The 21,918-nt window shown below is 58.4% G+C and carries 16 protein-coding genes and 2 tRNA genes; 15 read left to right on the top strand and 3 right to left on the bottom strand.

All coding sequences use genetic code 11. The features are described 5' to 3' along the window. The first annotated feature begins 104 nt into the window (after window positions 1-104). The 15 genes from ftsH to SC318_RS22530 all read left to right on the top strand — a co-directional run bounded on the left by ftsH (window position 105) and on the right by SC318_RS22530 (window position 15,472). Window positions 105-2,015, top strand: coding sequence for an ATP-dependent zinc metalloprotease FtsH (ftsH, locus tag SC318_RS22600; RefSeq protein ID WP_306494653.1), 1,911 nt, complete (start codon window positions 105-107; stop codon window positions 2,013-2,015). Window positions 2,016-2,023: 8 nt separating this feature from the next. Next, window positions 2,024-2,875 carry a dihydropteroate synthase gene (folP, locus tag SC318_RS22595; protein ID WP_320428522.1) on the top strand — a complete coding sequence of 284 codons (852 nt, stop codon included), beginning with the start codon at window positions 2,024-2,026 and terminating at the stop codon, window positions 2,873-2,875. A gap of 16 nt (window positions 2,876-2,891) precedes the next feature. Further along, window positions 2,892-4,229: a phosphoglucosamine mutase gene (gene glmM / locus SC318_RS22590; RefSeq protein WP_124388238.1), complete on the top strand. Its 1,338-nt coding sequence runs from the start codon at window positions 2,892-2,894 to the stop codon at window positions 4,227-4,229. A gap of 66 nt (window positions 4,230-4,295) precedes the next feature. Continuing rightward, a complete protein-coding gene (tpiA, locus tag SC318_RS22585; protein WP_003194193.1) occupies window positions 4,296-5,051 on the top strand; it encodes a triose-phosphate isomerase in 756 nt (251 codons plus the stop codon). Between the two features lie 4 nt (window positions 5,052-5,055). Beyond that, window positions 5,056-5,439 carry a preprotein translocase subunit SecG gene (secG, locus tag SC318_RS22580; protein WP_010206600.1) on the top strand — a complete coding sequence of 128 codons (384 nt, stop codon included), beginning with the start codon at window positions 5,056-5,058 and terminating at the stop codon, window positions 5,437-5,439. A gap of 22 nt (window positions 5,440-5,461) precedes the next feature. Beyond that, window positions 5,462-5,547, top strand: a tRNA-Leu gene (locus SC318_RS22575). Window positions 5,548-5,643: 96 nt separating this feature from the next. Next, window positions 5,644-5,720 (top strand) — tRNA-Met (locus SC318_RS22570). A 140-nt stretch (window positions 5,721-5,860) separates the two neighbouring features. After that, entirely contained in the window at window positions 5,861-6,319 is a 459-nt protein-coding gene (rimP, locus tag SC318_RS22565) for a ribosome maturation factor RimP (RefSeq protein WP_003235029.1), read from the top strand. 47 nt (window positions 6,320-6,366) lie between these two features. After that, window positions 6,367-7,848 (top strand): transcription termination factor NusA, encoded by a 1,482-nt coding sequence (gene nusA / locus SC318_RS22560; protein WP_306494649.1) that lies wholly within the window; start codon window positions 6,367-6,369, stop codon window positions 7,846-7,848. Between the two features lie 27 nt (window positions 7,849-7,875). Continuing rightward, window positions 7,876-10,392, top strand: a complete 2,517-nt coding sequence (gene infB, locus SC318_RS22555) for a translation initiation factor IF-2 (protein WP_320428521.1) — start codon at window positions 7,876-7,878, stop codon at window positions 10,390-10,392. Between the two features lie 159 nt (window positions 10,393-10,551). Continuing rightward, window positions 10,552-10,947: a 30S ribosome-binding factor RbfA gene (gene rbfA, locus SC318_RS22550; protein WP_003176137.1), complete on the top strand. Its 396-nt coding sequence runs from the start codon at window positions 10,552-10,554 to the stop codon at window positions 10,945-10,947. Between the two features lie 3 nt (window positions 10,948-10,950). After that, window positions 10,951-11,868: a tRNA pseudouridine(55) synthase TruB gene (gene truB / locus SC318_RS22545; RefSeq protein WP_003176136.1), complete on the top strand. Its 918-nt coding sequence runs from the start codon at window positions 10,951-10,953 to the stop codon at window positions 11,866-11,868. 114 nt (window positions 11,869-11,982) lie between these two features. Further along, complete coding sequence (rpsO, locus tag SC318_RS22540) at window positions 11,983-12,252, top strand: 30S ribosomal protein S15 (RefSeq protein ID WP_003177875.1); 270 nt, start codon at window positions 11,983-11,985, stop codon at window positions 12,250-12,252. Window positions 12,253-12,447: 195 nt separating this feature from the next. Next, entirely contained in the window at window positions 12,448-14,553 is a 2,106-nt protein-coding gene (gene pnp / locus SC318_RS22535) for a polyribonucleotide nucleotidyltransferase (protein ID WP_320428520.1), read from the top strand. A gap of 298 nt (window positions 14,554-14,851) precedes the next feature. Then, a complete protein-coding gene (locus SC318_RS22530; RefSeq protein WP_124368377.1) occupies window positions 14,852-15,472 on the top strand; it encodes a BON domain-containing protein in 621 nt (206 codons plus the stop codon). Window positions 15,473-15,747: 275 nt separating this feature from the next. Here the strand turns inward: SC318_RS22530 and SC318_RS22525 are convergent, their stop codons facing one another. From SC318_RS22525 to acs, 3 genes are all read right to left on the bottom strand, one after another. Then, the gene (locus tag SC318_RS22525; protein WP_320428519.1) at window positions 15,748-18,681 is read right to left on the bottom strand and encodes a DUF748 domain-containing protein; all 2,934 of its coding nucleotides are present in this window, start codon (window positions 18,679-18,681) and stop codon (window positions 15,748-15,750) included. An 87-nt stretch (window positions 18,682-18,768) separates the two neighbouring features. Then, complete coding sequence (locus SC318_RS22520; protein ID WP_320428518.1) at window positions 18,769-19,785, bottom strand: class I SAM-dependent rRNA methyltransferase; 1,017 nt, start codon at window positions 19,783-19,785, stop codon at window positions 18,769-18,771. 90 nt (window positions 19,786-19,875) lie between these two features. Continuing rightward, window positions 19,876-21,813, bottom strand: a complete 1,938-nt coding sequence (acs, locus tag SC318_RS22515) for an acetate--CoA ligase (protein ID WP_320428517.1) — start codon at window positions 21,811-21,813, stop codon at window positions 19,876-19,878. Between the last annotated feature and the right edge of the window lie 105 nt (window positions 21,814-21,918).

The raw sequence follows: 21,918 nt of genomic DNA, 5'->3' as shown, positions 1-21,918 counted from the left end.
CGCCTGCCAGTATTGTAGGTAATGTAGTAAGTTAGGCCGGTGAATATCATGCGAAGCGCGCGCCAGTAGCGGAGCTTGCTTCAGAGGGTAGTTAATTGAACGATATGGCAAAGAATCTGATCCTGTGGTTGATCATCGCGGCTGTCCTGGTGACGGTGATGAACAACTTCTCCAGCCCTAACGAGCCGCAGACCCTCAACTATTCCGACTTCATCCAGCAAGTTAAGGATGGCAAGGTCGAGCGCGTAGCGGTTGATGGCTACGTGATCACCGGCAAGCGTATTGATGGCGACAGCTTCAAGACCATTCGTCCGGCCATTCAGGACAACGGTCTGATCGGCGACCTGGTGGACAACAAGGTCGTTGTGGAGGGCAAGCAGCCTGAACAGCAGAGCATCTGGACCCAGCTCCTTGTGGCCAGCTTCCCGATCCTGGTGATAATCGCCGTGTTCATGTTCTTCATGCGCCAGATGCAAGGTGGCGCGGGAGGCAAGGGCGGGCCGATGAGCTTCGGCAAGAGCAAGGCGCGCCTGCTTTCGGAGGACCAGGTGAAAACGACCCTGGCCGATGTCGCCGGTTGCGACGAAGCCAAGGAAGAAGTCGGCGAATTGGTCGAGTTCCTGCGCGATCCGGGCAAATTCCAGCGCCTGGGCGGGCGTATTCCTCGCGGCGTGCTGATGGTCGGCCCGCCGGGTACCGGTAAAACCTTGCTGGCCAAGGCGATTGCCGGCGAAGCCAAGGTGCCGTTCTTCACCATTTCCGGTTCCGACTTTGTCGAGATGTTCGTCGGCGTCGGTGCCAGCCGTGTTCGCGATATGTTCGAGCAGGCCAAGAAGCACGCACCTTGCATCATCTTCATTGACGAGATTGACGCCGTTGGTCGCCATCGTGGCGCCGGCATGGGTGGCGGTCATGATGAGCGTGAGCAGACCCTCAACCAGTTGCTGGTGGAGATGGATGGTTTCGAGATGAATGACGGCATTATCGTCATCGCTGCGACCAACCGTCCGGACGTGTTGGACCCTGCGCTGCTGCGTCCAGGCCGTTTCGACCGTCAGGTCGTGGTCGGCCTGCCCGACATCCGTGGTCGCGAGCAGATCCTCAAAGTACACATGCGCAAAGTGCCAATGGGTGACGACGTGGCTCCGGCCGTGATTGCCCGTGGGACCCCCGGTTTCTCCGGCGCAGACCTTGCCAACCTGGTGAACGAGGCTTCGCTGTTCGCGGCCCGTACCGGCAAACGCATCGTTGAAATGAAAGAGTTCGAGTTGGCCAAGGACAAGATCATGATGGGCGCCGAGCGCAAATCCATGGTCATGTCCGAGAAGGAGAAGCAGAACACCGCTTATCACGAGGCTGGTCACGCCATTGTTGGTCGCGTTGTGCCTGAGCACGACCCGGTCTATAAGGTATCGATCATTCCTCGCGGTCGTGCGCTCGGTGTGACCATGTTCCTGCCGGAAGAGGATCGCTACAGCCTCTCCAAGCGTGCACTGATCAGCCAGATCTGCTCTCTGTACGGCGGCCGGATTGCCGAAGAAATGACGCTGGGCTTCGACGGGGTAACCACCGGCGCTTCCAACGACATCATGCGTGCCAGCCAGATCGCACGAAACATGGTGACGAAGTGGGGGTTGTCGGAAAAGCTTGGTCCCTTGATGTATGCCGAGGAAGAGGGTGAAGTATTCCTGGGGCGTGGCGGTGGCGGTCAAAGCGCCAGTTTCTCCGGGGAGACAGCCAAGCTGATTGATTCCGAGGTGCGCAGCATCATTGACCAGTGCTACGGCACGGCCAAGCAGATCCTCACCGACAATCGCGACAAGCTGGACGCGATGGCGGATGCGCTCATGAAGTACGAGACCATTGATGCCGATCAGATCGACGACATCATGTCGGGTCGTCCGCCTCGGGAACCTCGCGACTGGGAAGGCGGTTCAGGTACCTCGGGCACTCCGCCGGTGGTGCAGAATGAACGCCCTGAAGCCCCGATTGGCGGCCCTGCAGCTGATCATTAAGGTTTGAAATGATTCTTGCGTCGTCCTCCACCCGGTTGCCTTGCGGCAACCGGGTTCTTGATTTGGCCCATACACATGTCATGGGCATTCTGAATGTAACTCCAGACTCGTTTTCCGATGGCGGCCGCTTCAGTCGGCAGGACGCTGCGTTGCGTCATGCGGAATCGATGGTCGCTGCTGGCGCGACGTTGATCGATGTCGGCGGCGAGTCAACCCGGCCTGGCGCTCGCGTTGTTTCTCCTGTGGAAGAGCTGGAGCGAGTGGCGCCGATTGTCGAGCGCATTGCCCGTGAGCTGGATGTGATCATCTCGGTGGATACGTCAACGCCTGCGGTGATGCGTGAAAGCGCGCGTTTGGGCGCGGGCCTGATCAACGATGTGCGTTCACTGCGGCGTGACGGTGCTCTCGACGCGGCTGCGGCAACGGGTCTACCTGTTTGTCTGATGCATATGCTGGGTGAGCCCGGCAATATGCAGGATAATCCGCACTACGGCGATCTTGTCGGCGAAGTGAGTGGATTCCTTGCCGACAGGGTCGCCCAGTGCGTGTCTGCGGGTATCCCGGCGGAAAAGATCATCCTTGATCCGGGGTTTGGCTTTGCCAAGACCCTGCAACATAATTTAAGCCTGTTCAAGCATATGGAGGCCCTGCATGCCCTTGGTCGACCGCTGTTGGTCGGTGTTTCACGCAAGAGCATGATAGGGCAGGCCTTGAACCGCCCCGTTGGTGAGCGCCTGTTTGGTGGCCTTGCGCTTGCTGCGCTGGCCGTCACCAAGGGCGCTCGTATTTTGCGTGTGCATGACGTCGCCGAAACGGTGGACGTGGTGCGCATGATCGCCGCTGTGGAATCAGCCGAATAAGAATGATGGAGCACTCATGACTAAGAAATATTTTGGCACCGACGGTATCCGTGGTCGGGTCGGCGAATTTCCAATTACCCCTGATTTCATGCTCAAGCTGGGTTGGGCGGCAGGTATGGCGTTCCGCAGCATGGGCGCTTGCCGCATCCTGGTAGGCAAGGACACGCGTATTTCGGGCTACATGTTCGAGTCCGCGCTGGAGGCGGGGCTGTCTGCTGCTGGCGCCGATGTGATGCTGCTGGGCCCGATGCCGACGCCGGCGATCGCCTACCTGACGCGTACCTTCCACGCTGAGGCCGGTATCGTGATCAGTGCCTCGCACAACCCGCATGACGACAACGGCATCAAATTCTTCTCGGGGCAGGGCACCAAGTTGCCCGACGAGATCGAGCTGATGATCGAAGAGCTGCTGGATGCGCCGATGACAGTGGTCGAGTCCAGCAAGCTGGGTAAGGTTTCGCGTATCAATGATGCCTCCGGTCGCTACATCGAATTCTGTAAGAGCAGCGTTCCGAGCAGCACCAATTTTGCCGGGCTGAAGATCGTCGTCGATTGCGCCCACGGTGCGACCTACAAGGTGGCGCCGAGTGTCTTCAAAGAGCTTGGCGCACAGGTAACCGTGCTGTCCGCTCAGCCTAACGGTTTGAACATCAATGACAACTGCGGCTCCACGCATATGGAGCAGTTGCAGGCTGCGGTTCTGGCTGAACATGCGGACCTGGGCATCGCATTTGATGGCGATGGCGACCGTGTGCTGATGGTGGATCACACCGGCATGATCGTGGATGGCGATGATTTGCTGTTCATCATTGCCCGAGACTTGCATGAGCGTAACAAGCTGCAGGGCGGCGTCGTTGGCACCTTGATGAGTAACCTCGGGCTTGAGTTGGCCTTGGCAGAGCTGGGCATTCCCTTCATCCGCGCCAATGTCGGTGACCGTTATGTGATTGCTGAGCTGCTGGAGCGTAACTGGCTGGTGGGCGGCGAGAACTCCGGGCATGTCGTGTGCTTCCAGCACACCACCACGGGCGACGCTATCATCGCTGCACTGCAGGTGCTCCTCGCCTTGCGTCGTCGTGACGAAAGCCTGGCACAGGCGCGGCAGGCGCTGCGCAAGTGTCCGCAGGTGCTGCTTAATGTGCGGTTTTCCGGCGGCGAAAATCCGATCGAGCACCCTTCTGTCAAAGAAGCTTGTGAGCGCGTGACTCAGGCGATGGCTGGGCGTGGGCGTGTGTTACTGCGCAAGTCTGGCACAGAGCCTCTAGTGCGCGTCATGGTCGAGGGCGAGGACGAGATACAGGTTCGCAGTCACGCCGAAGACCTGGCAAAACTGGTAACTGAAGTTTGCGCCTGAATTCGGCTTGCCAGTGGTGATGTGGTTGGGTAACATCTGCGCCCACTTTGACCGACGGGGTACAGCATGCGTCGCACTATGGTAGCTGGTAACTGGAAGATGCACGGTACCCGCGCCAGTGTCGCTGAGCTGATCAATGGCCTTCGTCACTTGGCCTTGCCTAGCGGTGTTGATGTAGCGGTGTTCCCGCCTTGCTTGCATATCAACCAAGTGGTTGATGGCTTGAAAGGCAAGTCGATTCAGGTCGGCGCGCAGAATTCTGCGGTGGAACCCATGCAAGGTGCGTTGACCGGTGAGATTTCGCCGAGTCAGCTGGTTGATGCGGGTTGTTCCTACGTGCTTGTCGGGCACTCCGAGCGTCGTCAGATGATGGGCGAGCGTGATGGGACCCTCAACCGCAAGTTCGCAGCGGCACAGGCTTGTGGCTTGATTCCAGTGTTGTGCATAGGGGAAACCCTTGAGCAGCGCGAATCAGGCAAGACTCTTGAGGTTGTCTCGCGTCAGCTGGGCAGCATCATCGAGGAGCTGGGTGTTGGTGCATTTGCAAAGGCAGTAATTGCTTACGAGCCGGTCTGGGCCATTGGTACCGGGCTGACTGCTACACCGCAACAGGCGCAGGATGTGCATGCAGCCATTCGCGCGCAGTTGGCGGCAGAGAATTCTGAGGTCGCGCAAGGTGTGCGGCTTCTATACGGCGGCAGCGTGAAGGCGGCCAATGCGGTCGAACTGTTCGGCATGCCGGATATCGATGGGGGGCTCATTGGTGGAGCTTCCCTGAATGCAGATGAGTTCGGTGCGATCTGTCGCGCCGCGGGAAACTGAAAAAATGCTGGAAACAGTCGTAGTCGTTTTTCATCTGTTGGCTGCCCTGGGCGTAGTTGCCCTGGTTTTGTTGCAACAGGGTAAAGGTGCGGATGCTGGTGCGTCTTTCGGTGCAGGTGCTTCAAATACTGTGTTCGGAAGCCAAGGTTCCTCTACCTTTCTTAGTAAGTTTACTGCTATACTTGCCGCAGGTTTCTTCATAACCAGCTTAGGGTTAGGTTACTTTGCTAAAGAGAAAGCTCATGTGCTGACTCAAGTAGGTTTGCCAAACCCAGCAGTGTTGGAAGTACCAAAAGCAAAACCGGCTTCTGATGATGTACCGGTGCTTCAAGAGCAAAAGTCGGCTACTCCAGCGACTGACGTGCCTCCAGCTCAAGAGCAGAAGTAAGAAGGGTTGTAAACGCTGTATTGCCGAGGTGGTGGAATTGGTAGACACGCAACCTTGAGGTGGTTGTGCCCATAGGGTGTAGGGGTTCGAGTCCCCTTCTCGGTACCAATTATCAGGAGAGCCCGCTGTTGCGGGCTTTCTTGTAGGTGGAAGGTTACATTGACCCTGCAAGGGATCGGTCGTATACTTCCGCCCCAGCTTTGTCGCGGGGTGGAGCAGTCTGGTAGCTCGTCGGGCTCATAACCCGAAGGTCGTCGGTTCAAATCCGGCCCCCGCAACCAGTTTTAGCGGAGCCCCTTTTAAGGGGCTTTTTGTTAGCTGGACACTTTCAACGCCGCTGTTCGACGGCGTTTCAAGGATGGGCGTTTCGCCCATTTTTTTATTTTGCACAGCATGCACATACATGCACGAGGGGGTTCAGGTGTCGAGCAAGCTAGAAGAGTTGCAGGCCTTGCTGGCCCCGGTGGTCGTGGCCCTAGGCTATGAATGCTGGGGTATTGAGTTTTCGGCTCAAGGTCGCCACTCAATGTTGCGCGTTTATATCGATAAAGAGGGCGGTGTGCTGGTGGACGATTGTGCCATCGTCAGCCGTCAGATCAGCGGTGTGCTGGATGTTGAAGATCCGATTTCCGTTGAATACACCCTCGAAGTTTCCTCGCCAGGCATGGAACGCCCACTGTTCACTATTGATCAGTTTGCAAAATTTGCCGGTGAACAAGTGAAGATCAAGCTGCGATCGCCTTTTGAAGGGCGACGCAACTTTCAGGGCCTTCTGCGCGGTGTAGAAGAGCAGGATGTCGTGGTGCAGGTAGAAGACCATGAGTTCCTGTTGCCGATCGATATGATCGACAAGGCCAACATTATTCCCAGTTTTGACTGAGACGCGGATCCCGCGGATCCAATGGCTTGCGAAAGGCGAGGCGTACGATGAGCAAAGAAGTACTGCTGGTTGTTGAGTCGGTATCCAATGAAAAGGGCGTACCGGCAAACGTGATTTTTGAAGCGCTGGAGCTGGCCTTGGCCACTGCTACCAAAAAGCGTTTTGAAGATGAAGTTGATCTGCGTGTGGAAATCAACCGCCACACCGGTGCCTATGAGACTTTCCGTCGCTGGACGGTCGTCGAAGAAGCCGATCTTGATGATCCGGCGATTGAAACCTGGCCGAGCAAGGTTGCGCAAACGCATCCGGGCGCCAAGGTCGGTGATGTCGTCGAAGAAAAGATCGAATCGATCGAATTTGGCCGTATCGCTGCACAGACCGCCAAGCAGGTCATCGTGCAGAAGGTTCGCGAAGCCGAGCGTGCTCAAGTCGTTGACGCCTATCGCGAGCGTCTGGGGGAAATCATCTCCGGCACCGTGAAGAAAGTCACCCGCGACAACGTGATCGTCGACCTGGGTAACAATGCTGAGGCACTGTTGGCCCGTGAAGACATCATTTCTCGCGAAACCTTCCGTGTCGGCGTGCGTCTGCGCGCGCTGCTCAAGGAAATCCGCACCGAGAACCGCGGCCCTCAGCTGATCCTGTCGCGTACCGCGCCGGAAATGCTGATCGAGCTGTTCCGCATTGAAGTGCCGGAAATCGCCGAAGGCCTGATCGAAGTCATGGCTGCGTCCCGCGACCCGGGTTCGCGCGCCAAGATCGCGGTCCGCTCCAAGGACAAACGCATCGACCCGCAAGGCGCGTGCATTGGTATGCGCGGTTCGCGTGTCCAGGCAGTGTCGGGCGAATTGGGCGGTGAGCGTGTGGACATCGTTCTTTGGGACGATAACCCGGCGCAGTTCGTGATCAATGCCATGTCGCCAGCTGAAGTGGCGGCAATTATCGTTGACGAAGATGCCCATGCAATGGACATCGCCGTTGGCGCAGACAATCTGGCTCAGGCCATTGGTCGTGGTGGTCAGAACGTGCGTCTGGCCAGCCAACTGACCGGCTGGACCCTGAACGTGATGACCGAATCGGACATCCAGGCTAAGCAGCAAGCTGAAACCGGTGACATCCTGCGCAACTTTATCGAAGAGCTGGAAGTCGATGAAGAACTGGCACAGGTGCTGGTAGATGAAGGCTTCACCAGCCTGGAAGAGATTGCCTACGTACCGTTGGAAGAAATGCTCAACATCGACGGCTTTGACGAAGACATCGTCAACGAGCTTCGCGCTCGGGCCAAGGATCGTTTGTTGACTAAAGCCATCGCTACTGAGGAAAAGCTGGCAGACGCCCATCCGGCCGAAGACCTGCTCTCGCTTGAGGGTATGGACAAGGATTTGGCGATGGAACTGGCGGTGCGCGGCGTAATTACCCGCGAAGACCTGGCCGAGCAGTCTATTGACGATCTGCTCGACATCGACGGCATTGACGAAGATCGTGCCGGCAAGTTGATCATGGCCGCCCGAGCCCATTGGTTCGAGTAATTAGGCGCGGCCTGAGGAGAGAAGTGCATGACGCAAGTCACGGTGAAACAACTGGCCGATGAGGTCAAAACACCGGTAGAGCGCCTGTTGCAGCAGATGCGTGAGGCAGGTCTGCCGCACACCGCCGCCGATGAAGGTGTGAGCGATAGTGAGAAGCAGTCTTTGCTGACTCACTTGAAGAGCAGCCACAAGGCGAAAGTGGAAGAACCGCGCAAGATTACATTGCAGCGCAAAACCACCAGCACCCTGCGTGTTGCGGGTAGCAAGAGCATCAGCGTTGAAGTACGCAAGAAGAAAGTCTTCGTACAGCGCAGCCCGGAAGAAATCGAAGCCGAGCGCAAACGCGAACTTGAAGAGCGTCGCGCGGTAGAAAATGCTGCTCGTCAGAAGGCTGAAGAAGAAGCCAAGCGTCGCGCCGAAGAAGAAGCGCGTCGCCAGCCTGCTGCTGCGCAACCTGCTAACACTGAAGCGGTTGCCGCTTCTGTTGAAGCTGTGCGTGAGGCCGCTCCGGTGGCTGCCGCACCTGCTCCGGCAGCAGATGCCCGCAAGCGCGACGAGCCTCGTCGCCCGGACAAGCCACGTGCCGACGATAACAATCGTCGCGGTGGTGGTGGCGATGGTGAGCGTAAAAACGCTCCACATCGTGCCTCGGTCAAAGAAAAAGCGCCTGCTCCACGCGTTGCCCCACGTACCACCGACGAAGAAAGCGATGGCTTCCGTCGTGGTGGTCGCGGCAAGGCCAAGCTGAAAAAACGCAACGCCCACGGTTTCCAGAGCCCAACCGGCCCTGTCGTGCGTGATGTGCAGATCGGCGAGACCATCACCGTTGGCGATCTTGCCAATCAGATGTCGGTCAAGGCTGCTGAAATCATCAAGTTCATGTTCAAACTGGGTACCCCGGCGACCATCAACCAGGTGCTTGATCAGGAAACTGCTCAGCTCGTGGCTGAAGAGTTGGGCCACAAAGTGACCCTGGTCAGCGACACCGCCCTGGAAGATTCCCTGGCCGAGTCCCTGAAGTTTGAAGGTGAAACGTTCTCCCGCGCGCCAGTTGTGACCGTAATGGGCCACGTTGACCACGGTAAGACATCCCTGCTCGACTACATCCGTCGTGCCAAGGTAGCCGCTGGCGAAGCCGGTGGTATCACCCAGCACATCGGTGCGTACCACGTTGAAACCGAGCGCGGCATGGTCACTTTCCTCGACACCCCAGGTCACGCCGCGTTTACCGCAATGCGTGCACGTGGTGCCAAGGCAACTGACATCGTGATCCTGGTCGTTGCAGCGGACGATGGCGTGATGCCGCAGACCATTGAAGCTGTCCAGCACGCCAAGGCCGCTGGTGTTCCACTGGTTGTTGCAGTGAACAAGATCGACAAGCCGGGCGCCGATCTCGATCGCATCCGTAGCGAGCTGTCGGTTCACGGCGTGACTTCCGAAGAGTGGGGCGGTGATACGCCGTTCGTTTCGGTCTCGGCCAAAGTCGGTACTGGCGTGGACGAGCTGCTCGAAGCGGTCCTGCTGCAAGCTGAAGTACTCGAACTGAAAGCCACTCCATCGGCTCCAGGTCGTGGCGTTGTGGTTGAATCGCGTCTCGACAAAGGTCGCGGCCCGGTAGCAACCGTACTGGTTCAAGACGGTACCCTGCGCCAAGGCGACATGGTGCTGGTCGGTTCGAACTATGGCCGTGTACGTGCCATGCTCGACGAGAACGGCAAGCCAATCAAGGAAGCCGGTCCTTCCATCCCTGTCGAGATCCTCGGCCTGGACGGTACCCCGGACGCTGGCGACGAGATGAGCGTGGTTGCCGACGAGAAGAAAGCCCGTGAAGTGGCTCTGTTCCGTCAAGGCAAGTTCCGCGAAGTCAAACTGGCTCGTGCTCACGCCGGCAAGCTGGAAAACATCTTCGAGAACATGGGCCAGGCAGAGAAGAAGACGCTTAACATCGTCCTCAAATCTGACGTACGTGGCTCCCTCGAAGCGTTGAACGGCGCCTTGAACGGCCTGGGTAACGACGAAGTGCAAGTGCGCGTTGTCGGTGGCGGTGTCGGTGGTATCACCGAATCCGACGCCAACCTGGCACTGGCTTCCAACGCTGTACTGTTCGGCTTCAACGTGCGTGCCGATGCTGGCGCTCGCAAGATCGTCGAGCAGGAAGGCCTGGACATGCGTTACTACAACGTCATCTACGACATCATCGAAGACGTCAAGAAGGCCCTTACCGGCATGCTTGGCAGCGACGTCCGGGAGAACATCCTGGGTATCGCCGAGGTGCGTGACGTGTTCCGCTCGCCGAAATTCGGCGCGATTGCCGGCTGCATGGTTATCGAAGGTACCGTGTACCGCAACCGTCCTATCCGTGTGCTGCGTGAAGACATCGTTATCTTCGAAGGCGAGCTGGAATCCCTGCGCCGCTTCAAGGATGACGCTTCCGAAGTACGTGCCGGCATGGAGTGCGGTATTGGTGTCAAGAGCTACAACGACGTCAAGCCTGGCGACAAGATCGAAGTCTACGAGAAGGTTCAGGTTGCTCGCAGCCTCTAACTCGCGCACTTCCGGAGCCACGCCACGTGTGGGCATGCAGATGCCACGCGTAGCGTACGGACTCTAAACGCAACGCCCGGTCTGGCTTTTGTCAGGCCGGGCGTTTGCCGCTTTCAGACCCCACGGGTTTCACCGTGTGGCAGCAACAGGTAACAAGACATGGCAAAAGAATACAGCCGTACCCAACGTATCGGCGATCAGATGCAGCGCGAACTGGCCCAACTGATCCGTCGCGAAGTCAAAGACCCGCGCGTTGGCCTGGTCACTATCACTGCCGTTGAAGTGAGCCGTGACGTGGGTCACGCCAAAATCTTCATCACTGTGATGGGGCAGGACAATAGCGAAGAAATCGCGCAAAGCATCAAGGTGCTCAACTCCGCCGCAGGTTTCCTGCGCATGCAGTTGGCCCGCGAAATGAAGTTGCGCAGCGTTCCGCAGTTGCACTTCCACTACGACGAAAGCGTCGTGCGTGGTGCGCACCTGTCGGCGCTGATCGAGCGCGCCGTGGCTGAAGACAGCCAGCATCCCTCCACACCTGAAGACGCCAAGGAGTAAGCGGTGGCTCAGGTCAAACGTATCCGCCGTAACGTCAGTGGCATCATTCTGCTCGACAAGCCCATTGGCTTTACCTCCAATGCCGCGTTGCAGAAGGTTCGCTGGCTGCTCAATGCCGAAAAGGCCGGGCACACCGGCAGCCTCGATCCCTTGGCCACCGGCGTGCTGCCGTTGTGCTTTGGCGAGGCCACCAAGTTCTCGCAATACCTGCTCGACTCCGACAAGGGTTACGAAACCCTGATGCAACTGGGCAAGACCACCACCACGGCCGACGCCGAAGGTGATGTTCTGCAGGTTCGCGATGTGACCGTTGGTCGTGCCGATATCGAAGCGGCCTTGCCCGCTTTTCGTGGTCAAATCAGCCAGATACCGCCGATGTACTCGGCGCTCAAGCGTGATGGGCAGCCTCTTTACAAGCTGGCGCGTGCGGGTGAAGTGGTGGAGCGTGAACCGCGTTCTGTTACTATTGCCCGGCTGGAATTGCTCGCCTGTGAAGGCGACACTGCCCGATTGGCAGTGGACTGCAGCAAAGGCACCTATATCCGTACCCTGGTGGAGGATATTGGTGAGCAACTGGGCTGCGGCGCATATGTTGCCGAACTGCGACGTACACAAGCCGGACCTTTCACCCTGGCCCAGACGGTCACGCTGGAAGAGCTCGAAGCGGTGCACGCCGAAGGCGGCAACGAAGCGGTTGATCGCTTCCTGATGCCATCGGACAGCGGTTTGCTGGATTGGCCATTGCTGCACTTCTCGGAACACAGCGCGTTCTACTGGCTCAACGGCCAGCCGGTACGCGCCCCGGATGCCCCGAAGTTCGGCATGGTGCGAGTACAGGATCATAACGGTCGCTTTATCGGTATCGGTGAAGTGAGCGAAGACGGGCGCATCGCGCCGCGTAGACTGATTCGGTCAGAATGACCGGACGAGTGTGGCTGTTAACAGGCATGGTCAACACTCATTTTTAGATACAGGGATTTGTCCCTGGCCTGTTGAAACCATCCTTGGGTGGTTTCCTGAAAAAAGGATTGCCTCATGGCTCTCGACGTTCAAGAAAAAGCACAAATCGTAGCTGACTATCAGCAAGCTGTTGGTGACACTGGTTCGCCAGAAGTGCAAGTTGCACTGCTGACCCACAACATCAACAAACTGCAAGGTCACTTCAAGGCCAACGGTAAAGACCACCACTCCCGTCGTGGTCTGATCCGCATGGTAAACCAGCGCCGTAAGCTGCTGGACTACCTGAAAGGCAAGGATCTGGGTCGTTATCAGACTCTGATCGGTCGCCTGGGTCTGCGTCGCTAATCAGCGATTGCGCTAGAGGTTGGTTGTCTGCCGTGTGTCAGTGGGATCCCCGCTGGCCCATGGCAGGCTCCCAGCCTCAAGTTTTATCTGGATACACGTTTTACCCCTGGACAAGGGTTGGGCCGATTCCCGACATTGCCCAAGAATTTCGCAAGAAAACAAGTTCCCCAAGAGCCACAAAGAAGGTAGGACACCGTGAACCCGGTTATCAAAAAATTCCAGTTCGGTCAGTCGACCGTTACCCTCGAGACAGGCCGTATCGCCCGTCAAGCCTCCGGCGCAGTGCTGGTTACCGTTGACGACGACGTTACCGTATTGGTGACCGTGGTTGGCGCCAAGACCGCTGACCCGAGCAAAGGCTTTTTCCCTCTGTCCGTTCACTACCAGGAAAAAACTTACGCTGCCGGTAAGATCCCTGGCGGTTTCTTCAAGCGCGAAGGCCGTCCTTCCGAGAAAGAAACCCTGACTTCCCGACTGATCGACCGTCCGATCCGTCCGCTGTTCCCAGAAGGCTTCATGAACGAAGTGCAGGTTGTCTGCACCGTCGTCTCCACCAGCAAAAAGACCGATCCGGACATCGCTGCAATGATCGGTACTTCGGCTGCCCTGGCCATCTCCGGCATTCCTTTCGATGGCCCGATCGGCGCAGCTCGCGTGGCTTTCCACGAAAGCACCGGCTACCTGCTGAACCCGACTTACGAGCAGCAGAAAGCTTCGAGCCTGGACATGGTCGTTGCCGGTACCTCCGAAGCCGTCTTGATGGTTGAATCGGAAGCCAAAGAGCTGACCGAAGACCAGATGCTGGGCGCCGTACTGTTTGCTCACGACGAGTTCCAGGTTGTGATCAACGCCGTCAAGGAACTTGCCGCCGAAGCGGCCAAGCCAACCTGGACCTGGGCTCCACAGCCAGAAGCCACCGCACTGCTGGGCGCCATCCGCTCCGAGTTCGGCGCTGCCATCTCCGACGCTTACACCATCACCGTCAAGGCCGACCGTTACGCTCGCCTGGGCGAGCTGAAGGATCAGGTCGTGGCCAAGCTGTCCGGTGAAGAAGGCCAGCCTTCCTCCAGCGAAGTCAAAGCGGCTTTCGGCGAAATCGAATACCGCACCGTTCGCGAAAACATCGTTAACGGCAAACCTCGCATCGACGGTCGCGACACCCGCACCGTTCGCCCGCTGAACATCGAAGTCGGCGTTCTGCCGAAGACTCACGGTTCGGCGCTGTTCACCCGTGGTGAAACTCAGGCACTGGTTGTCGCGACGCTGGGTACTGCCCGTGACGCACAACTGCTGGACACCCTGGAAGGCGAGAAGAAAGACCCGTTCATGCTGCACTACAACTTCCCTCCGTTCTCGGTGGGCGAGTGTGGTCGCATGGGTGGCGCTGGTCGTCGCGAAATCGGTCACGGCCGTCTGGCCCGTCGTTCGATTGCAGCGATGCTGCCGGCCGCCGACGTGTTCCCTTACACCATCCGTGTGGTGTCGGAAATCACCGAGTCCAACGGTTCCAGCTCCATGGCTTCCGTGTGCGGTGCTTCCCTGGCGCTGATGGACGCTGGCGTGCCGATGAAGGCGCCGGTTGCCGGTATCGCCATGGGTCTGGTTAAAGAAGGCGAGAAGTTCGCCATCCTGACCGACATCCTGGGTGACGAAGACCACCTGGGCGACATGGACTTCAAAGTAGCCGGTACCGCCAAAGGCGTCACCGCGCTGCAGATGGACATCAAGATCAAGGGCATCACCGAAGAGATCATGGAAATCGCCCTGGGCCAAGCCCTGGAAGCGCGCCTGAACATCCTCGGCCAGATGAACCAGATCATTGGTCAGTCGCGTACCGAGCTGTCGGAAAATGCTCCGACCATGATCGCGATGAAAATCGACACCGACAAAATCCGTGATGTCATCGGTAAAGGTGGCGCGACCATTCGTGCGATCTGTGAAGAAACCAAGGCTTCGATCGACATCGAAGACGACGGTTCGATCAAGATCTTCGGCGAAACCAAGGAAGCGGCTGAAGCTGCACGCCAGCGCGTCCTGGGTATCACCGCTGAGGCCGAGATCGGCAAGATCTATGTCGGTAAGGTTGAGCGCATCGTCGACTTCGGCGCATTCGTCAACATCCTGCCGGGCAAAGACGGTCTGGTTCATATCTCCATGCTGAGCGACGCTCGCGTTGAGAAAGTGACCGACATTCTCAAAGAAGGCCAGGAAGTGGAAGTGCTGGTACTGGACGTGGACAACCGCGGTCGTATCAAACTGTCCATCAAGGACGTAGCAGCAGCCAAGGCTTCGGGCGTTTAATCACCCCTGAAGCGTCAAGCTGAAAAAAGGACTCTTCGGAGTCCTTTTTTTATGCGCGCAAGAAAGTGGAACAGAATCAGCTGTTTAGCCCAACCCAAAAGCCGCAACTTGCATGCAGGCACGATGGGCTTCATGCAACTTGCACGATTCCGAAAATCGGCTTGTTTTATAAGTTTATGTTTTATAAGGGTTTTTTGTAGCCTGCCGACTTGGCACACTGCCTGCAATATCCCTGTCAGCGCTGCAGCACTAAGATTTTTATGAACTGCAGACTTTTAATAAAACAGGAGTTACTCGTATGAAGAAGTTCGCTCTCGCTACTGCTACCGCTCTGACTCTGGCCATGGGTGCTAACGTAGCCTTTGCTCAGACTTCCCAGGCCCCTATGACTCTGGCGGCCGGTGAAGCTACCCAAGCTAAAGAAAGCGTTTCGGATACTTGGATCACCACCAAAGTCAAAGCTGACCTGCTGACTGAAAAAGGCATCCCAGGTTCGGACATCAAGGTTGAAACCAACAAAGGCGTGGTTTCCCTGTCTTCCGATGTCGCTATCTCTGATTCGCAGAAAGCCACCGCTGTAGCGATCACCAAGAAAATCAAAGGTGTGACTGCAGTTTCTGCAGACGGCCTGCTGGCTGGCGGCGCTACCAAGGCTGACGGCATCGACAAAACCAAAGGCGCAGCCCATAACGCTGGAGAGGCGACTAGCGACACCTGGATCACCACCAAAGTGAAGGCTGACCTGGTTACCGAGAAAGGTATTCCTGGCACCGACATCAAGGTTGAAACCAACAAGGGCGTAGTGTCCCTGTCGTCCCCAACCGCAGTGACCGCCGCGCAGAAAGAAACTGCTGTAGCGATCACCAAGAAAATCAAAGGCGTTAAAGCTGTATCGGCTGACGGCCTGAAAGCAGAGTAACGCACAGGTTTCGTCTGAACCGGATAGCGGCGGCTTAGGGTGAGTTAGATATCCACCCGATGCACCACTGGAGTTCATGCGACCGACCACACGGATGTGGTCATTACAGGCCCCGGCACTTTGTGTTGGGGCCTGTTCTATTGGGGCGCCATAAGTTGCCGGCCAGGCAAGCAATTACAAATGTGGGAGGGGGCTTGCTCCCGATGGCGGTGTCACAGTCAAAATATAATTGACTGACCTACCGCTATCGGGAGCAAGCCCCCTCCCACATGGGGTTACTCGGCATCCAAGTGCATCGGCGTAACGACCCGACCATCCTTCTCAGCCTGCCCCAGCTGCGCATCAATGAAGTACACGCGGTCGTCTTCCAGCTGGGCCTTATCCACCAGGTAGTCCTTGATGGTACTGGCTCGGTCCTGGCCCAGTTGGCGCAGAAGCACGTCGCTGCCACTCCAGAACTTGATCACGCCATCCTTGAGCTTGGCGGTGCGCTCATCGTTACCCAGGTCTTTCCATTCGGCCGGTGGCTGCTGTTTCAGGCGGGTACGGTAGATGCCTTCCAGCAACGGCGCCTTTTCTTTCTCCGGCACGACAAGCAATGACGCCTGAGCCGGGACTTTATCGCCGCGACGCTGCAGGATCTTGTAGTAGTTGTACTGGTACTCACGCTCAAGCCGTTGCGCAGCCAGGAATGGGCCGTCACTGCTGGCAGCGGCGGTGCCTTCGATTTCCAGGCGCAGGGCGGGGCGTTCCTTGAGCGCCTTGGCCAGCGTGTTGAGGGCGCCCTCGGCGTCTTTGTTCAGTTCGCTCGAGCCTGCAGCAAACGAGACATTGCCCAGGTCTTCCGAGCCTCCACCGGTCACCAGCCCGCCAATAAACTTGAACGGCGCCGTCGCTGCGCGCACCACCAGGTTACGCAAGGTTTGCCACACAATGGGCATCACGCTGAATTGGGGGTTGTTCAAATCACCGGTCACCGGCAGTTCGATGGAGATCTTGCCGTCGCTGTCCTTGAGCAGGGCAATGGCCAAGCGAATCGGCAAGTCCACGGCGTCGGCGCTGTCGACCTTCTCACCCAGTTGCAATTGCTCGACCACCACCTTGTTCTCTGCCTTCAGCTGGCCTTTGGTGATCATGTAATGCAAGTCCAGGTTCAAGCGACCTTTGCGGATGCGAAAGCCCGCGAATTTGCCCGAATACGGCGTCAGGGTGGTCAGCTCGACACGTTTGAAGCTGGTTGCGATGTCCAGCGCCGCCATTGGGTCAAACGGGTTCACGCTGCCTTTGATGGTCACCGGCGCGTAGCGATCCACCTTGCCCTTGATGTCGACGCTGGCCGGTTTGGCTTGGCGGCTGTCGATGGTGCCGATCTGGCCGTTGAGCTGTTGAATCGCGGTGGCGAAGTTGGGCGTGAGGCTGAAGTCGGCGAAATTGGCCGAGCCGTCGTTGATCGCGATCTGCCCGATGCGGATACCCAGCGGCTTGTCTTTGCTCGCTGCCGGCTTGGCGGAAGACTTGGCACCGTTGTCGGCGGGCTGCGGAATCAGCAGGTCGTCAATGTTGGTGGTGCGGTCATCGTTGATCATGAAGCGCGCATAGGGTTGCAGCAGGTTGACCTTGTCGATCGACAGGCTGTCGCCGTGCTGGTAGTTCACGCCTTCCAGCACCAGGCGCTGCCACTTGAGGAAATCCCGTGACTTGAGGGTGTCGAGCGTGTGCAGTTGATCCACTTGTGCACGGCCTGTGATCTGAAGGGCCAGCGGTTCGGTGCTTTTGAGGTTTACATCCAGGTTGCTGCCCAGCATGCCGCTGCGCAGTTCCAGGCGGATGAACGGGCTGATGTAGGACTGGGCGACACGCAGGTCAATGTCCTGGGTGTTCACTTTCAGCTTGGCGCTGACCGGATTGAGGTTGACCTCGCCGGCTGCCTGGATCTTGCCTTGCTTGCCCAGGCCGGTGTCGGCCTTCAAGGTAAAAGGGCTCTGGTTGAGGCTGTCGAAATTCTGCACGTCAACGTTCAGCGGGCCCAGCTCCAGCGCTACCGCAGGATTGGCCTGGCGGTCGGCCAGGTGCACCTGATAGTTGCGCAGTTGCACGTCCTTGAGCAGTACTTGCCAGGGTTTGTTCGGCGCGGTCGGTTTCGCTTCAGGCGAATCGGCGGTTGCGGGGGCAGAGGCAGGCTCCGGCGCCTTGGCCGGCTTGGCGGGTTGGCTGGCGAACAGCTTCTGCCAGTCCAGCTGCCCGTCGGCTTCGCGGGCCGCCCAGGTTTCCAGTTTGTTGCTGCGTATCTTGCCGATCACCACCTTCTGCTTGGCGAGGTCCACCGTGGTCTCGCTGACGTCCAGCCGCTCCAGGCGTGCCAATGGTCGGCCGTCCGGCGCCTTGATCGCAAAAGGCGCGATGCTGGCGGTGGTGTTGGTCAGGTTCAGTTCGGTTTCTTTGGCCAGGCTGAAGGTGTAGTCGGTGCTGAAATTGAGCACGCCGTCCTCGAGCACCAACGGCAAGGCATCGCGCACATACGGCCACCAGGCTTTCATTTTGCCGTCGGTGACTTTCAGTGATCCTTGGGAGGTGATCGGCACCAGGCTGAAATTGCCTTTCCAGTCGATCTGCCCGCCTGCGGGGCCAGCGGCCACCAATGTCATGTCGGCGTTATCTTCCGGCAAGGTGCTGAGGTTCTTCAGCTCGAAGTCGAGTTTGTCGTAGAGAAATTCGATGGGTTCGCTGGGACGCAGGTCCTCGAAGTGCACATAACCACCCGCCAGCTTGATGCTGTCGATACGCAGCGGGAAGGGCTTGGCGTCGGGATCGGTCGGGGTGGGCTCGCTCGCAGGCAACTTGAACAGCTGCGCCAGGTTCAGTTGGCCGGATTTGTCGAAGAGCAATTCGGTCTTGGGTTGTTCCAACTGCACATCGGCCAGGTGCAGGGCGCGGGTCCAGAGGCTGTCGATCTGCAGGTTGGCATAGAGGCGCGCGAAACCCAGCTGTTCTTTACCCGGCTCACCTATTTTCAGGCCCCATAACGTCAGCTCCAGGCTGAACGGGTTGAGCTCGATACGCTCGATACGCGCCGGTACCGTCGCGTAGTTGGCCAACTGCTGGTTGGCAATGCGAAGGGCGATGCCCGGAAGAATCAGAAAGCCCAGCAAGCTGTACAACGCCAGGGCGGTCAACAAGGCGCCTAGGGCGCGGATCAATCCTTTGGGCATGGGTGACGCCATCTATGTCGAACGAGAGTGCCTTGGAGTATGGCACGTGATTTCGGTTCCGAAGAACAGCGGGCCTTGGGAAACTTCCTACAATTGCAGGATCAGGGTCTTCAGCGGAGGTTGCTGGTCTTTCGACGGAAAGTCCGCTGCTGGCGCCATCACCTGCCAATCGCGCACGGGGCGACCGGCTTTTTCTGCGCAACGCAGCACCTGTTCGCGCCAGTCATCCATGCTCACTTTCGCCAGGTTGTTGCAGCAAATGAGTACGCCATTATCTGCGGTGGCCAACAAGGCGGGTTTGAGCAGGCTTTGGTAGTCGCGCAACAGGTCGACGGTGCCGAAGGCGCTTTTGGCCCAGGCGGGAGGGTCGAGCAGCACCAGGTCATATTGGCGCTGTTCCAGGCGCGGGTAGCTGGGCAATTTCTGGCCACGGCGCTGAGTGATGGCGAGGCCGGCCAGTTGGCGAATGGCAGGGAAGTAATCGGACTGTATAAATTCCATGGTCGGCAACTGCGGGTTGAGCAGGCCGTTCTCGCGACCGACCGCCAGGTTGCCTTCGGCAAAGTCCAGGTTGCAGACTTCACGCGCGCCGCCCGCCGCCGCGCTCAAGCCGACGCCGCAGGTGTAGGCGAACAAGTTGAGTACGCTTTTACCGGCGCTGTGCGCCTTGACCCAGCCGCGGGTGTTGCGCAGATCAAGAAACAGCAGCGGGTCCTGCCCGGCATGGCGCCCGCGGACACGGTAGTTGAGGCCCCATTCGTGACCGACCAGGTCTTCCAGCGCGGCAGGTTCGGCGCGGTAGACGGTGTCTTCGCGGTCGATCCGCGAATTGCCACGTGAGCGGTCGTTGTACACCAGCAGCAATTCCAGGCCCATGTACTGGTTGATCAGTTGGTGCAGGTCCAACAGATCAGCGCGCTCCAGGGATTGGTGAAAGCTTTGCACCAATAATTGCGGGCCGTAGCGATCGATCGTCAGACCGCCGGCGCCTTCCTGGCTGCCGTGGAACAACCGGTAGCAGTCAGTCCCCTGGGCATGCAGTTCACTGATCAGGTCTTGGCGATGATCGAGGGCGGCGCGCAGCGCCTGGTTCAAGGGAGTCATGGAGCGCGCCTTGCTTGCAGGTAAATGAGGACAATTGCGGTCGCGCAGTTTAACAGCCCCGGCCTGAACAGGCCGGGGGTTATTTCGAGGCTATCGGTTCAGGCGTTCATCGATCAAGCCGTCCACCACGCTCGGGTCGGCCAGCGTTGAGGTATCACCCAGGCTGTCCAGCTCGTTGCAGGCAATCTTGCGCAGAATCCTGCGCATGATCTTGCCAGAGCGGGTTTTCGGCAGGGCGGGCGCCCATTGGATCAATTCCGGTTTGGCGAAGCTGCCGATTTCCTTGCTGACCAACTCCAGCAGGTGCTTTTTCAGCGCATCGCTGGGTTCGACGCCGTTCATTGGCGTGACGAAGGCATAGATGCCCTGGCCTTTGACGTCGTGGGGATAACCGACCACCGCGGCTTCGGCGATCTGGTCGTGCAGCACCAGGGCGCTTTCGACTTCGGCCGTACCGATGCGATGTCCAGATACGTTGATGACGTCGTCGACCCGCCCGGTAATCCAGTAATCGCCGTCCTCATCGCGCCGCGCGCCGTCGCCCGTGAAGTAGTAGCCGGGGTAGGGTTTGAAATAGGTGTCGATCATGCGCTGCGGATCGCCGTAGACGCTGCGGATCTGCCCCGGCCAGCTGGATTTGATCGCGAGCACGCCGCTGCCGGCACCGCTGATTTCTTTACCTTGCTCATCCAGCAACACCGGTTGTACGCCGAACATCGGCTGGGTGGCACAACCTGGCTTGATGCGCTGGGCGCTGGCCAGCGGGCTGAGCATGATGCCGCCGGTTTCGGTCTGCCACCAGGTATCGACAATCGGGCAGCGCTGTTCGCCGACGGCATTGAAGTACCAGTCCCACGCCTCTGGGTTGATCGGCTCACCGACACTGCCCAGCAGGCGCAGGCTGGCACGGGAAGAGCTCTGCAGCGGGCCGCTGCCTTCACGCATCAATGCGCGCAATGCGGTCGGCGCGGTGTAGAAAATATTCACCTGATGTTTATCGATGACCTGCCAGAAGCGCGAGCTGTCCGGGTAACTCGGTACGCCCTCGAACATCAATGAAGTCGCCCCATTGGCCAGCGGGCCATAAACGATGTAGCTGTGGCCGGTGACCCAACCCACGTCGGCGGTGCACCAGAACACCTCGCCCTCCTGGTAGTCCAGCACGTACTTGAAGGTCATTGCCGCTTGCAGCAGATAACCGCCGGTGCTGTGCAGCACGCCCTTGGGTTTGCCTGTGCTGCCGGAGGTATAGAGGATGAACAGCGGAGCCTCGGCGTCCATTGGCTCGGGCGGGCAATCGTCGCTCGCGGCATCCACGGCCTGTTGATACTTGAGGTCGCGGCCTTCGCTCCAGTTCACGCTTGCGCCGGTGCGTTGTACCACCAGTACACTGCTGACGTTCGGGCAACTGGCCAGTGCTTTATCCACGTTGTGCTTGAGCGCCACCGGCTTGCCGCCGCGTACGCCTTCGTCGGCAGTGATGACAGTACGACAGTCGGCATCCAGTATCCGATCACGCAGGGCGTCGGGCGAGAACCCGCCAAACACCACCGAGTGCACCGCGCCGATGCGTGTGCAGGCCAGCATGGCGTAGGCCGCTTCCGGGATCATCGGCATATAGATGCACACCCGGTCGCCTTTTCTTACGCCACGGCTCTTCAGCACGTTGGCCAGTCGGCTGACGTGTTGATGAAGTTGGCGGTAAGTGATTGTGGAGGATGTTGCGGGATCATCGCCTTCCCAGATGAAGGCCGGCTGATCGGCACGCTGTGTCAAATGGCGGTCGATGCAGTTGTAGCTGACGTTGAGCTGACCACCTGCAAACCATTGCGCGGCACCGGTGGTGATGTCGGCGCTATGAACGGTGTGCCACGGCGTTACCCAATCGAGGAAGCCCTTGGCCTGTTCGGCCCAGAAAATGTCAGGCTGTTGGATGGATTGGCGGTAGAGGCGCTGATAATCCTCTTGACTGAGTTGCGCAGCCCGACGAACGGCGTCGGCGGAGGGGAATTGGCTGATATCGAACATGAGCGCTCCTTATTCTTGTTTTGGCGACAAGTCATAAAGATGCACCTTGAGGTGGGAGGGTACAAGGCCAATGTCCGAACGGACATTGGCCTTTCACTACCTGGA

It is taken from the genome of Pseudomonas sp. MUP55, from assembly GCF_034043515.1.
In the GTDB taxonomy this organism is placed as follows: Bacteria; Pseudomonadota; Gammaproteobacteria; order Pseudomonadales; family Pseudomonadaceae; genus Aquipseudomonas.
This window is presented reverse-complemented; position numbering and strand designations above follow the sequence as displayed.

Bases quoted from the DNA above. Each gene is read 5' to 3' on its own strand.
- ftsH (WP_306494653.1), top strand. From the start codon at position 105: ATGGCAAAGAATCTGATCCTGTGGTTGATCATCGCGGCTGTCCTGGTG.
- folP (WP_320428522.1), top strand. From the start codon at position 2,024: ATGATTCTTGCGTCGTCCTCCACCCGGTTGCCTTGCGGCAACCGGGTT.
- glmM (WP_124388238.1), top strand. From the start codon at position 2,892: ATGACTAAGAAATATTTTGGCACCGACGGTATCCGTGGTCGGGTCGGC.
- tpiA (WP_003194193.1), top strand. From the start codon at position 4,296: ATGCGTCGCACTATGGTAGCTGGTAACTGGAAGATGCACGGTACCCGC.
- secG (WP_010206600.1), top strand. From the start codon at position 5,056: ATGCTGGAAACAGTCGTAGTCGTTTTTCATCTGTTGGCTGCCCTGGGC.
- nusA (WP_306494649.1), top strand. From the start codon at position 6,367: ATGAGCAAAGAAGTACTGCTGGTTGTTGAGTCGGTATCCAATGAAAAG.
- infB (WP_320428521.1), top strand. From the start codon at position 7,876: ATGACGCAAGTCACGGTGAAACAACTGGCCGATGAGGTCAAAACACCG.
- rbfA (WP_003176137.1), top strand. From the start codon at position 10,552: ATGGCAAAAGAATACAGCCGTACCCAACGTATCGGCGATCAGATGCAG.
- rpsO (WP_003177875.1), top strand. From the start codon at position 11,983: ATGGCTCTCGACGTTCAAGAAAAAGCACAAATCGTAGCTGACTATCAG.
- SC318_RS22530 (WP_124368377.1), top strand. From the start codon at position 14,852: ATGAAGAAGTTCGCTCTCGCTACTGCTACCGCTCTGACTCTGGCCATG.
- SC318_RS22525 (WP_320428519.1), bottom strand. From the start codon at position 18,681: ATGCCCAAAGGATTGATCCGCGCCCTAGGCGCCTTGTTGACCGCCCTG.
- SC318_RS22520 (WP_320428518.1), bottom strand. From the start codon at position 19,785: ATGACTCCCTTGAACCAGGCGCTGCGCGCCGCCCTCGATCATCGCCAA.
- acs (WP_320428517.1), bottom strand. From the start codon at position 21,813: ATGTTCGATATCAGCCAATTCCCCTCCGCCGACGCCGTTCGTCGGGCT.